The sequence below is a fragment of the Cellulosimicrobium sp. ES-005 genome, from assembly GCF_040448685.1.
GTDB lineage: Bacteria > Actinomycetota > Actinomycetes > Actinomycetales > Cellulomonadaceae > Cellulosimicrobium > Cellulosimicrobium cellulans_G.
On record NZ_CP159290.1, the window covers coordinates 2,751,297 to 2,763,809 of the forward strand.

Below are 12,513 nucleotides of genomic sequence, written 5' to 3' on the forward strand. Positions count from 1 at the left end.
GGACCGCCGTCCGACCCGCACCAGCGCTCATGAACACACTCACCTGGACTGCCGAAGACGACGCGACGTGGCGCGCCCGCAGCGCGTCGCGCGAGTACGTGATCCGGCGCGACGAGACCGACGGCTGGACGCTCGACGGGCCGGAGCGCACCTGGGTCGCGCTGCCGAACCTCGAGGTCGCCAAGGAGGTCGCCGCGCTCGCCGACGAGGTGCACCACGACGACGACAGCATGACCCGCTACCGCGTGGTCACCGCCACCGGCGCGCGCCGCGGCGAACCGTTCGGCGCCGACAGCGACGAGGACGCGATCGACGTGCTCCGCGCTCGCCGCCGCGCGGGCAACCTGCCGCTCGCGCCGTTCCGGCTCGAGACGAGCGACGGGCGGCTCGTCGGGTCGTGGCAGAAGGCGACCGAGATCCCCGCCCGGCCGGCCACGTCGCACGACGGGACCGTCGGCCCCGTCTGAGCCCCGGGCCGAGCCCACGGTCCCGTCGACGGGCCCGTCAGCCCCCCGAGCGCAGGGCCGCGACGTGCGCAGCGCGCTCGCGCCGGCTGCTGTCGACGTGCGCCTCCGCCAGCGCCGCCGCCCGCTCGCCGTCCCGCGCCGCGACCGCCTCGAACAGCTCCGCGTGCTCCTCGGTCACGTGCGCGAGGTCGTCGTGCTGCGACAACGCCCACCGCACGCGGCTGCGGATGCCCTGCATCATGTCCCGCAGGAGCCGGTTGTCCGCGAGCTCGGTCACGATCTCGTGGAAGTCCGCCGCGGACCGGCGCGACCCGATGCTGTCGGCGGTGCGCGCGCCCTCCTGCTCTCGCGCGAGGGCGCGTCGGAGCCGGTCCAGGCCCTCCGCGCCGTGCCGCTCGGCGGCGAGACGGAACGCCAGCGGTTCCAGGACCTCGCGCACCTCGTCGAGGTCGGCGAGGTCCGCGTCGGAGAACTCCCGGACGACGGCCCACGTGTGCGGCCGCAGCACGACGAGCCCCTCCCCCTCGAGCGCCTTGAGCGCGTCGCGCACGGGGATGCGGCTCACGCCGAAGTCGGCCGCCAGGTCCCGCTCGACCAGCCGGGACCCCGGGCGTCGCACCCCGTCCAGGATCTCGTCGCGCAGCGTCGCCGCGACCCGGGCGGACTCCAGCACTCGCTCCTCGGCTCCGGACACCGGTCGATTCTCCCACCGCGCCCGACGCGCGCACGCGGGTGCGCACGGGGCGCGGCCCCGGGTGCGCGCTCGCTCCCCGTGCCGTGGAGAGCGCCCGGCATCCGTGCGAGGGTGGAGGGACACGCGTCGAACGAGGGAGTTCCGATGTCGAGCACCACCCGTCCCCCCGTCCTCCGTCGGGCGCACCGCGTCCGCCTCGCCGGGGCGGCCGCGCTCGCCGTCGGGGTCGCGCTCGCGGCGCCGGCCGCGGCGGTCGTGCCCGCGGCCCAGAGGACCACGGCGCAGGAGACCACGACGGCCGTGGCCGCGGCGCCCGACGACGGGTACGACGTGATCTTCGACGGCACCGCCGAGTCGTTCGCGGCCTGGGAGTACGCGGGCGACGGCGGGTTCGACCTGCTCGACGACGGCACGATCCGCTCCCGGGCGGGCGCGGGCGGCGGGTTCGGGACGCTCTGGTACCCGGTGCGGCAGTACGGCGACTTCTCGCTCGTCGTGCAGTTCCGCGACGACGCGCCCGACGACGCGCGCGCCAACAGCGGCGTCCAGGTCCGGTTCCCGGACCTCTCCGGGCCGGTCGAGGGGTGCCCGACGACGTTCAACGGCAACGAGACCGGCAACCTCTCCTGGATCGCCGTGAACTGCGGCCACGAGATCCAGGTGAACGACTCGCCCGAGGGAGGGTCGAACGACCCGCGCAAGACGGGCTCGGTCTACGGGTTCGCCGACATCGGGCTCGACCGCGCCCGACCCACCGCGAAGGGCACGTGGAACGAGCTGGAGGTGCGCGTCGTCGGGCAGCACTACACGGTGATCCGCGACGGGGTCGTCATCAACGAGTACGAGAACCTGCCCGGCGTCCCGTTCCCCGACCGCCCGCTCGACCCGGACTCGAGCAGCCGGGGCCTCGTCGGGTACGTCGGCCTGCAGGCGCACGGGTCCGCGCCCGACGTCGTCGCCTACCGCGACGTGCGCGTCCGCGAGCTCCCGCCCGTCCACGTCGAGGTGGACGCGCGGTGCCTGGCCGGGACGGCGCACGTCGCCGTGCGAGCGCTGAACGTCGGGGAGGACGGCGTGGACCTCACCCTCGGCGCAGCCGCGGGCGAGCGCTCGTTCGCCGACGTCCGGCCTGGCCGCAACGCTTACCAGGCGTTCAGCACGCGGGCCGCGTCGGTCGAGGCGGGCACGGCCACGCTGACGGTGGCGACCGACGACGGCCCGGTCGTCGTCGAGACGCCGTACGCCGGGGTCGACTGCGGCTGAGCAGGGCGGGCGGCGTCAGAAGTACTGGCTGGCCGCCTGGTAGCCGCTGATCGCGCCCAGGATGAAGCCCACCGCGGTGCACGCGATCGCGACCCCGAGCGCGATCTTCGCCGTCTTCTCGTTCCGGCGGACCGCGATCGCCGAGAAGACGATCGCGAGCACGCCGAACACGATCGGCAGGAAGAACACCGCGATCGGGCTGAACACGTACGCGAGGATCGTGCGCCACGTCATCGGCTGCGGGCCGGCGGGCGCGTACGCGCCGTAGCCGGGCTGGCCGTAGGGCGCGCCGTACGGCTGCTGACCCTGCGGCGGGTACGGCGCCCCGTAGGGCTGCTGGCCCTGCGGCGGGTACGGCGCCACGGGAGGAGCCTGCGGCGCCATCTGCCCGTAGGCCGGCTGGTGCTGCTCGGGCGGCGCGGGCTGTCCGTACGCGGGCTGGCCCTGGCCGTACGGCGCCGGCGCCCCGTAGGGACCGGGAGCGGCCGGCTGCCCGTAGGCGGGCTGGCCCTGCCCGTACGGCCCGGGGGCCTGCGGGGGCTGCTGGGCGTCGCCGCCCGGGTGCTGCTGGTACGGAGGCTGGCTCACGGCGTGTTCCTTCGTCGCGGGTGACGCCGTCCCGACGGCGGCGTGGTCCGAAGGCTAGCGCCTCCGGCCCCCGCGCGGGGAACGGCTCGGGACGGCGAGATCTCGCGGCCTACGAGCCCGCGGGCACCGTGATCTCGACGAGCCCCGCGTCACCCAGGTCGCCCGTCGCGACGACGACGCCCCGCTCGCGGTAGTCGCCCGCCCGCGGGGTCGTGGTGACGTCGGCGAGCGTGCCGAGGTCGGACCCCGCGCGCACCCGCACGCGCTCGCCCGGCTCGACGACCCGGTAGACGACCCGGCGCGTCCGTCCGGCGAGCTCGAGGTCGACGGCGAGGCCGTCGGCCGCCGCGGGCAGCACGGGGTCGACGACGAGCGCGCCGGACGACCCCGAGCGCTCCGTGAGGCCGAGCACGCCCTGGACGAGCTGACGCAGGTAGATGCCCGGCCCGCTGGAGTACACGCGCCAGCCACCGCGGACGCCCACGGTCCCGTCGCGCAGCCGGTCGAAGTCGCGCGCGAAGCTCTGGCGGTCCGGGAAGTCGGCGTCGCTCGACGAGAAGTACGCGTTGCGCTGGCGCGGCGCGGCGTGCGCGAGGCGGCTGCCCAGGTCGACGGGGCTGATGCGCAGCAGCTCGTCGAGCGCGCGGCCGCGGCCCAGGGCCGCGAGCGCCTCGACGTAGCGGATGTGCGCGTGCACGTACATGAGCCCGATCTCGCGGCCGACGTTCGCGGCCTGCTCGGCCCGCAGGAACGTGTGCGGGACGCCCTCGTCGAACGCGGCGGGGTGGTCCATGAGGCGCACGCCGTCGGGGAAGTGGAGGTGCTCGACCACGAGGCGCTCGTGCTGCTCCGCCTCCTCGGGCGTGAGGATGCCCGCGATGATCGACTGCGTCATGGGGATGAGGCGATACCGCATCCCGGAGACCGTGTCGGACGGGTGGATCACGAGCTCGTCGCCGTCGGACCCGTGCCGCACGTACCCGGCCATGACGCCGTCGACGAGCGCGCGCTCGCGCAGGTCGGCGCGGACCTCGGCGGCCAGTGCCCCCGCGCGCTGCGAGAGCGCGGCGTGGTCGTCGCCGCCGGACGTGGTGCGGGCGAGCAGCTCGGCGGCCTGCACGAGCAGCGCGGACGTCCACGTGGACGCGAGGTCCGTGCGCATGCGCGGGTCGGCGGGCTGGAGCGTGTCGTCCCAGTCGCCCTCGCCGTACGCGGGCAGGGCGGTGCCGGGCAGGCGGTCGCGGTCGAGGTGGTCGAGCAGGCGCGCGACGTGGTCGCGCACGGTCGCCGCGGCGTCGGGCCCGGACGCGGCCGGGCGCCGGTGCGCGTGGTCCCAGAACGGGACCGGCTCGTCGAGCACGGCGAGGTCGCCGCTCGCGTCGAGGTACTGCGCGAGCGCGAACAGCGGCCACACGACGACGTCGCCGTGCGACGAGTCGTTGTAGCGCTCGCCGTAGGCGTCGAACATGAACCACTGCGGGAACTCGCCCCACGTGTGCTGGTGCGCGAGGACGCGCAGCACGATCGCGCGCGCGACGTCGTGCCGCCCGCCCGCGAGCGCGAGCTCGAACGGTCCCTGGCACACGTCGCGCGTGCCCCACGCGGCGCCCGAGTACTGCTCCAGGCCGTGCGGGACGAGGAAGTGGATCAGGGCGTCGTGCGCGTACCAGGGCACGAGCAGGTCGAGCTCCTGCGTCTCCAGCTCCGCGTGGGGCGCGAACCGCAGGCCGCGCACGACCCCGCGGACGGTCGCGAGGTGGCCCGCGAGGGTCGCGTCGACGTCGGTGAGCGGGTCGTGCGCCGGCGCGGCGAGCGCGAGCGCGGCGTCGGCCCCGTCCAGCGATCCGGTGATCGCGAGCCGGAGCGCACCGGTGTCGGTCGCGCTCGTGAGGCGGTGCGCGGTCCCGGCAGGGGCGCCCGCCGGGTGCTCGGGGTCGAGCACGACGGACGCGCTCGACGACACGACGTACCGCAGGTCGGGGTAGTGCGCGTCGACGTCGCCGCCCGGGACGGGGTGCACGACGACGGCCTCGCCCGCGTCCGCCGTCGGGGCCACGTGCTCGACGACCCAGCCGCCCGCCTCGTCGTCGAGCTCGAGCGTCGCGGTGACGTGCAGCGGCCGGTCGCAGCGCACGTCCACGTCGATGCGGTTCTCGCGGTCGTGCGCGACGGTCCGCACGTCCACGCGGCCGAGCGGCGTCTCGTAGACCCAGCGGACGCCGCCGACGTCGAGGACGAGCGCCGAGGGGAGCCCGAGCAGCCGGGGGCCGCGGCCGTCGTCGACGAGGACCCGCAGCCCGCTGCTGCGGAGCAGGTTGAGGTGGTGCCGGTGCACGGTCGCGAGGCGGTTCGCCGTGGTGTTGCCGAGCACGACGTGCGACGCGAAGACGCCCGGCGCGAACGCCGTCGTGGAGAGCACGTCGTCCGTGGGCAGCACGTCGTCGCCCGCCTTGAGCACGTGCCCGTGCGAGCGCTCGGTCACGGTGTCCTTGCGCGCGTCCACGACGTGCGTCCCGTCCGCGGTGAAGAACGACAGCAGCGTGCCGTCGGCGTCGCGCTCGGGCAGGAGCACGTCGTCGGCGCCGAGCCCGACGGCGGCGAGCAGCCCGGCCTCGTCGAGCTCGTCGCCCGCGAGGAGCGGCGCGTCGCGCAGCACGGACCCGGTCCGCGGCAGCGGGGTGGTCGCGCGCTCGTCGGCGGCGGCGGCGACCGCGGCCGCCGCCCAGCCGGCCACCTCGTCGAGGTGCGCGGCGAGCGGGCCCGGCGCGTCGGGGTCGACGACGGTCACCGCGTGCACGCGGGCCGTCCCGCCGGACAGGTCGAGCGGACGCGAGACGAGGGTCGGCATCGCGTACTCGTACTGGAGCACGCCGGAGTCCACGGGACCGAGCAGGCCGTGCGGGACGCCGTCGCGCCGGGTCCGGGCCGTGAAGACCTGGAGCGAGTCCGTGAGGTGCGCGACGGCGCCCTCGACGAGGAACGCGACGGCGAGCGGGAGGCGCGGCTGGGCGGACATGGTCTGCCGGCTGACGAGCACGGTGCCCGCGTCGGGGTGCTCCAACGCGCGGTGCAGCAGGTACTGGCACACGTACGGCTCGCTCGACAGCGCCGCCGCGGGCGGCGCGAGGGCGAGGTCCTGCGCGTGCACGACGTCGTAGCGCGCGTCCGCGGGCGTGCTCGCGCCGGCCGTGAGGTCGACGCGCCAGACGAGCGTGCGTCCGTCGAGCGTCAGCGCGACGCGCGTGGCGAGCCCGAGCGCCTCGCCCGACCACACGACCCGGTCGGTGCCGACCTCGACCGACGTCACCGCGGGCGCCGACCCGGTGAGCCGGGCGACCTCGACGCCGCCGTCCGCGCGGGTCGCGCGCAGCAGGACACCGCCGGGCATGCGGTCGTGCTCGCCCGGCAGGTACTGGTTGACGAGCAGGCCGCCCGTGCTCACGGTGCGCACGTCACCCCCGCCGGTGAGCTCGACGGTCAGCTCGCCCGAGGCGAGCGTCGCTCCCGCGAGGGGGGTCGTGCGTGCGGGGCTGGCGGTGAGGGTCACGCGGTCTCCTGCTCGGTGGTGCGGGTCTCGGGTGCTGCGGGGGTCGTGCCCTCGGGGCGCAGCAGCGCGAGGAACTGGTCGAAGAGGGCGACCATGTCGACGTTGTCGGGGTCCAGCAGCCACTGGAGCTGCAGGCCGTCCATGACGGCGGAGAAGAGCTGGCCGATCGCCTGCGGGTCGACCTCGGGGCGCAGCTCGCCGCGCGCGACGGCGTCCTGGAAGCGCGTGTCGTCCTGGTGGCGCAAGGCGCGGTAGCGGTCGCGCACGACGTCGTGGGCCGGGTGGGCGGCGTCCGTCGCCTCGGCGGCGACCACGACGTGCAGCGAGACGAGACCCGGCGTCTCGGCGTTGCGCCGGACCTGGTCGCGGATGGTCGTCAGGAGGTCGGCGCCCGCGGCCTCGTCCTCGGTGCGTCGCACGAGGTCGCGCCGGTCGCGCTCCTCGAGCGTCGCCGTCAGGAGGCCCGCCTTGCTGCCGAAGTGGTGCAGGAGCCCGGCCTCGGAGATGCCGACGCGCGCCGCGATCTCGCGCAGCGAGCTGCCGCGGAAGCCCTGCTCGCCGAACACCTCGACGGCCGTGCGCAGGATCTCGCGACGGCGCTGCTCGCCCCGGACGATGCGTCGGTCGGGCAGGCCGGCCGCCGTCGTGCCACGCGTCCCGGTCGTCGTCGTCGCACGGCCCCCCGCGCCCCCTGCCGTCCCCGTCGTGGCGCCGCCACCTGCGGAGTCGCTCTCGTTCATCACCGTCTCCTTCGCCCAGTCTCTCGGCGCCAACGGTACGGCCTGGACGCCCCGGTTGAAAATACTAACCGAGCGCACGCTAAGGTAGTTTCCACAGCGGCTCACACCAGACGAGCCGACTGCTCGATGAGGAGGATTGCTCATGAAGCTCGGACGCAAGGCGGTCGCCATCGGCGTCGTCGGACTCCTGGCCCTGACCGCGTGCGGTCGTGCGGACGACGAGTCGACGGGTGGCGAGACCGACGCCGGGTCCACCACGACGGTGGACGACGCGCCCGCGAAGGGTGACATCACGATCTGGGCGATGGGTGAGGAGGGCGAGAAGCTGCCCGACTTCGTCCAGGGCTTCACGGACGAGAACCCCGACGCGAACGTCGAGGTCACCACGATCCCGTGGGCCGACGTCATGACGAAGTTCCAGACCGCCGTCGCCGCGGGCACCGTGCCCGACGCGATCATGATCGGCTCGTCCTTCATGCCGACGATGGTCGCCACCGGCGGCCTCGCGCCCGTCCCGGACGGCCTCGTCGACAGCGCGGACTTCGTCGAGGGCGCTGCCGCCTCCACCGTCGCCGACGGCGTCGAGTACGGCGTGCCGTGGTACGTCGAGACCCGCGTCCTGTACTACCGCTCCGACCTGGCCAAGGCGGCCGGGGTCGAGGCGCCCACGACGTGGGAGGAGCTCACGTCGTTCGCCGAGGCGATGCAGGCCAACGGCTCGACCTTCGGCCTCCAGCTCCCCATGGGCGACGCCGAGGACTCCACGCAGGTCATCCTGCCGTTCTACTCGCAGGCCGGCGGCTCGGTCCTCAACGAGGCCGGCGACGCGTTCGACCTCGACAACCAGGCGATGGTCGACGCGCTCGACTACTACGCGTCGTTCTTCACCGAGGGCCTGTCCCCGCTGTCCGGCTACGGCGACTCGCAGAACAGCGCGTTCGTCGACGGCTCGGACCCGGCGTTCATCTCCGGCCCGTGGATGGTCAACGTGCTCGCCGACCTCCAGGGCGAGGACTGGGTCGAGCAGAACGTCGCGACCGTCCCGGTGCCCGCGGGCTCCGCGAACAACGACTCGTACATCGGCGGCGGGCACCTCGGCGTCTTCGCCGAGGCCAAGAACCCCGACGGCGCGTGGAAGCTCGTGCGCTGGCTCGCCCAGCCCGAGACGCAGCAGGCCTGGTTCGACGCGACGAGCGACCTTCCCGCCCTCACCACCGCGTGGGACTACGAGCCCCTGACGTCCAACCCCCGCACGCAGGTGCTCCAGGAGCAGCTCGAGAACACGATCGCCCCGCCGACCGTGCCGAGCTGGGACGAGCTCTCCGCGACGATCGAGACCGAGGCCGAGAAGGTCGCGAACGGTCAGGTCACGTCCGAGGACGCCGCCAAGGCGATCCAGGCCAAGGCCGACACGCTCGGGCTCGGCTGGTAACAGGACCCGTCGGTCATGACCACCACCACCGAGGGACGGCGCCGGCGCACGGCCGGCGCCGTCCACCGGCGACGGCAAGCGCTCGTCGCCTGGCTGTTCGCGCTCCCGTTCGTCGCGGTCTTCACGGTCTTCATGCTGGGGCCGCTGCTCGCGTCGTTCGGGATGTCGTTCTCGGACCTCACGATCCGTGACATCAAGACGCCGTTCGCGGTGAACTTCGTCGGGCTCGAGAACTTCACCGGTGTCTTCCAGGACGAGCTCTTCCGCAAGGCGCTGCTCAACACCTTCTACTTCGTCCTCGTCGGCATCCCGCTGACGATGGTGCTCGGCCTCGCCCTGGCCGTGGCCCTCAACTCGGGCATCGAGAAGTTCCGCAGCGTCTTCCGCGTCGGCTACTACACGCCCGTCGTGACGTCGATCGTCGCGGTGGCCGTCGTGTGGCGGTTCATCCTCCAGGACTCCGGCCTCGTCAACACCGTGCTCGGCTGGGTCGGGATCGACGGTCCCGACTGGCTCAACGACAGCACCTGGGCCATGCCGTCGATCATCCTCATGGCCGCCTGGCGCAACATGGGCACGCTCATGATCATCTTCCTCGCCGGGCTCCAGGCGATCCCGCGCGACGTCTACGAGGCCGCCGAGGTCGACGGCGCCGGCTCGTGGCGCCGGTTCCGCTCCATCACGGTCCCGCTCATGCGCCCCACCCTGCTGCTCGGCGCGGTGCTGCTGTCCGTCGGCTTCCTCCAGGTGTTCGAGGAGCCGTTCGTCATGACCAAGGGCGGCCCGGTCAACTCCACGCTGACCATCAGCTACTACGTCTACAACCAGTTCGGGTACGGCAACTACGCGTTCGCCTCCGCAGCCGCGTACGTGCTCTTCGCGCTGATCGCCGCGCTCGCCGCCGTCCAGTTCCGCCTGCTGCGGTCGAAGGAGGATTGACATGACCGTCACGTCCTCGCGGACCACCCCCGCGACGCCCGGGACCGCCGGCACGACCACCCGGCGCCGCCCGCGGCGCCCGATCCGGTGGTCGCGCGGCGCCACGTACACGGCGCTCGTCGTCGGGCTGCTCCTGACCCTCATGCCGTTCATCTGGATGGCGCTCGGCAGCTTCAAGACGCAGGGCGAGCTGCTCCAGCGCCCCATCACGTGGTGGCCGCAGGACCCCACGCTCGACAACTACGAGCGGTGGCTCTCCCAGCTCAACTACGGGCAGTACTTCACCAACTCGATCGTCGTGGCCGTCGCCGTGGTGCTCGGCAACATCGTGTTCTGCTCGATGGTCGGCTACGCCCTGGCGAAGATGAGCTTCCCCGGCAAGCGGGTGCTGTTCGCCCTCGTCATGCTCACGCTCATGGTCCCGGGCGTCGTCACGCTCGTGCCGATGTTCGTGCTCGTGTCCAACATGGGGCTCGTCAACACCTACCCGGCACTCATCCTGCCGTTCCTCGCCGGACCGCTCGGCGTGTTCCTCATGCGGCAGTTCATGCTCGGCATCCCGGACGCGCTCATCGAGGCCGCCCGGATCGACGGCGCAGGCGAGTTCCGGATCTTCTTCCGCATCGTGCTGCCCCAGTGCGGGCCGCCGCTCGCGACGCTGAGCATCCTCACGTTCCTCGGGTCGTGGAACAACTTCCTGTGGCCCCTGGTCGTGGCGCAGACCGAGAACATGTACACCCTCCCGGTCGCGCTCTCGCTGTACTCGGTCGGCTCGAACGGCACCTACTACGGCCTCCTCATGGCCGGGTCCGTGCTCGTCGTGACGCCGATCCTCATCCTGTTCCTGTTCCTGCAGCGCTACTTCGTGCAGGGCATCGCCATGACCGGCATCAAGTGACCGGCGACCGACGAGGAGAGCCCGTGTCGATCACCTTCCCCGAGAACTTCGTCTGGGGCGCCTCGACGGCGGCCCACCAGATCGAGGGCAACAACGTCAACAGCGACTGGTGGGCGCGCGAGGTCGACCCGGCCTCGACCCTCGCCGAGCCGTCGGGCGACGCCGCCGACTCCTACCACCGGTACGCCGACGACATCCGGCTGCTGGCCGAGTCCGGGCTCACCTCGTACCGGTTCTCGATCGAGTGGGCGCGCATCGAGCCGGCCGAGGGTCGCTTCTCGCGGGCCGAGCTGGACCACTACCGCCGCATGATCGACTGCTGCCTCGAGCACGGGGTCACGCCGCTCGTCACGCTGCACCACTTCACCTCGCCGCGCTGGTTCGCGGAGGACGGCGGCTGGACCGACCCGCGGTCCGTCGAGCGGTTCGCGCGGTACGTCGAGCACGTGCTGCCGCTGCTCGACCGCGCGTCGCACGTGTTCACCATCAACGAGCCGAACATCCTCGCGATGATGATCACGGCCGCCAAGGGCACCGAGCAGCTCCAGGCCGGCACGATGCACGCGCCCGACCCGGTCGCGACCGAGCACCTCATCGCCGCGCACCGCCGGGCCGTGGAGCTCGTGCGGACCGTCGGGGTGCCCGTCGGGTGGCCCGTCGCGCCGCAGCAGTTCTTCGCCGACCCCGGCGCCGAGGAGGTCCTGCGCGAGTACGCCTACCCGCGCGAGACCGTCTTCCTCGAGGCCTCGCGCGGCGACGACTTCGTCGCCGTCCAGGCCTACACGCGCACGCGCATCACCGTGGACGGGCCGCTGCCCGCCCCCGAGGACTCGGAGAAGACGCTCACCGGGTGGGAGTACTACCCGGCCGCCATCGCGGAGGCCGCGCGCCTCGGGCACGAGCTCACCGGCCTGCCGGTCCTCGTCTCGGAGAACGGCATCGCGACGGCGGACGACGCGCGCCGCATCGACTACACGCGCGACGCCCTGCGCGCGCTGCACGCCGAGATGGAGGCGGGCCTCCCGCTGCTCGGCTACCTCCACTGGTCGCTGCTCGACAACTACGAGTGGGGCTCGTACGCCCCGACGTTCGGGCTCGTCGCGTGGGACCCGGAGACCTTCGAGCGCACGCCCAAGCCCAGCCTCGCCTGGCTCGGCGGCGTCGCCCGCGGCACGGTCTCGCTCGACGACTGACGCGACGCGGCCGGAGCCGCGCGCCGCACCCTCCTGCAGGTCACGACGCGGGGCGGGGACATCGTCCCCGCCCCGCGTCGTCGTCCGTCCGGAGGACGTCACCCCGCCGCGCGGGCGTCCGTCTCGAACTGCGCCGCCGCAGCGACGGTGTCCGGGTTCTCCAGGAGCGCCGCGCAGAGCGCGGTGGACAGCGTGAAGTCCTCGATCCCGCGGGCCGCGAGCGCCGCGACCTGGGTCGTGTCGCGCAGGCTCGCGGCGAGCACCCGGCACCCCTGGCCCGACGCGCGCAACGTCGCGTGGAGGTCGACCGTCTGCTCGACGCCGTCGAGGCCCAGGTCGCTCATCCGCCCGACATAGGGCGCGATCCAGCCCGCACCGGCCGCGTCCGCGAGGAGCGCCTGGGACGCGTGGTAGACCGCCGTGACGAGCACGGGCACCCCCTCGCGCGTCAGCCGGCGAGAGACGGCGAGGCCGTCGCGGGTCGCGGGCAGCTTGACGACGACGTCCGGGCCGAGGCCGACGAGCTCCCGGCCGTGCGCCTCCAGCGCCGCCTCGTCCGGGCCGACGGCCTGGAGGAACACCGTCCCCGCGCCGGCCGCGCGCGCCCACCGGTGGACGTCGGGGGCGTCGTCGACGGTGAGGCCCGCCCGGCGCAGGATCGTCGGGTTCGTGGTGACGCCGGCGAACAGGCCGGTCGCGAGGAGCCGCTCGACCTGGTCGCGGTCGGCGGAGTCGATGTACAGCATGCGTTC

11 protein-coding genes are annotated in these 12,513 nt (G+C 73.7%); 6 read left to right on the forward strand and 5 right to left on the reverse strand.

The genetic code is table 11. The features are described from left to right. Window positions 1-29 precede the first annotated feature (29 nt). Window positions 30-467 carry a hypothetical protein gene (locus ABRQ22_RS12090; RefSeq protein ID WP_253051549.1) on the forward strand — a complete coding sequence of 146 codons (438 nt, stop codon included), beginning with the start codon at window positions 30-32 and terminating at the stop codon, window positions 465-467. A 37-nt stretch (window positions 468-504) separates the two neighbouring features. Here the strand turns inward: ABRQ22_RS12090 and ABRQ22_RS12095 are convergent, their stop codons facing one another. Then, window positions 505-1,161: a GntR family transcriptional regulator gene (locus tag ABRQ22_RS12095; protein ID WP_253051550.1), complete on the reverse strand. Its 657-nt coding sequence runs from the start codon at window positions 1,159-1,161 to the stop codon at window positions 505-507. A 144-nt stretch (window positions 1,162-1,305) separates the two neighbouring features. Between ABRQ22_RS12095 and ABRQ22_RS12100 the strand changes: the two genes are divergently transcribed. Further along, a complete protein-coding gene (locus ABRQ22_RS12100) occupies window positions 1,306-2,424 on the forward strand; it encodes a DUF1080 domain-containing protein (RefSeq protein ID WP_353706912.1) in 1,119 nt (372 codons plus the stop codon). A gap of 15 nt (window positions 2,425-2,439) precedes the next feature. On the opposite strand, the gene ABRQ22_RS12105 is transcribed toward ABRQ22_RS12100, so the two are convergent. From ABRQ22_RS12105 to ABRQ22_RS12115, 3 genes are all read right to left on the reverse strand, one after another. Further along, entirely contained in the window at window positions 2,440-3,012 is a 573-nt protein-coding gene (locus ABRQ22_RS12105) for a hypothetical protein (RefSeq protein WP_353706913.1), read from the reverse strand. Window positions 3,013-3,121: 109 nt separating this feature from the next. Next, window positions 3,122-6,559: a hypothetical protein gene (locus tag ABRQ22_RS12110; protein WP_353706914.1), complete on the reverse strand. Its 3,438-nt coding sequence runs from the start codon at window positions 6,557-6,559 to the stop codon at window positions 3,122-3,124. After that, window positions 6,556-7,299, reverse strand: a complete 744-nt coding sequence (locus tag ABRQ22_RS12115; protein WP_353706915.1) for a TetR family transcriptional regulator — start codon at window positions 7,297-7,299, stop codon at window positions 6,556-6,558. The genes ABRQ22_RS12110 and ABRQ22_RS12115 overlap by 4 nt, the downstream gene beginning before the upstream one ends. Window positions 7,300-7,441: 142 nt before the next feature. On the opposite strand from ABRQ22_RS12115, the gene ABRQ22_RS12120 reads away from it, so the two are divergent. From ABRQ22_RS12120 to ABRQ22_RS12135, 4 genes are read left to right on the forward strand one after another with little or no spacing between them, the layout of a single operon-like run. After that, window positions 7,442-8,731, forward strand: a complete 1,290-nt coding sequence (locus ABRQ22_RS12120; protein ID WP_353706916.1) for an extracellular solute-binding protein — start codon at window positions 7,442-7,444, stop codon at window positions 8,729-8,731. 15 nt (window positions 8,732-8,746) lie between these two features. After that, the gene (locus tag ABRQ22_RS12125) at window positions 8,747-9,670 is read left to right on the forward strand and encodes a sugar ABC transporter permease (protein WP_253051555.1); all 924 of its coding nucleotides are present in this window, start codon (window positions 8,747-8,749) and stop codon (window positions 9,668-9,670) included. Between the two features lies 1 nt (window position 9,671). Further along, window positions 9,672-10,568, forward strand: a complete 897-nt coding sequence (locus ABRQ22_RS12130; protein ID WP_253051556.1) for a carbohydrate ABC transporter permease — start codon at window positions 9,672-9,674, stop codon at window positions 10,566-10,568. Between the two features lie 23 nt (window positions 10,569-10,591). Continuing rightward, window positions 10,592-11,761: a family 1 glycosylhydrolase gene (locus ABRQ22_RS12135; RefSeq protein ID WP_353706917.1), complete on the forward strand. Its 1,170-nt coding sequence runs from the start codon at window positions 10,592-10,594 to the stop codon at window positions 11,759-11,761. Between the two features lie 98 nt (window positions 11,762-11,859). Here the strand turns inward: ABRQ22_RS12135 and ABRQ22_RS12140 are convergent, their stop codons facing one another. Continuing rightward, window positions 11,860-12,507: a transaldolase family protein gene (locus ABRQ22_RS12140; RefSeq protein WP_353706918.1), complete on the reverse strand. Its 648-nt coding sequence runs from the start codon at window positions 12,505-12,507 to the stop codon at window positions 11,860-11,862. Window positions 12,508-12,513 lie beyond the last annotated feature (6 nt).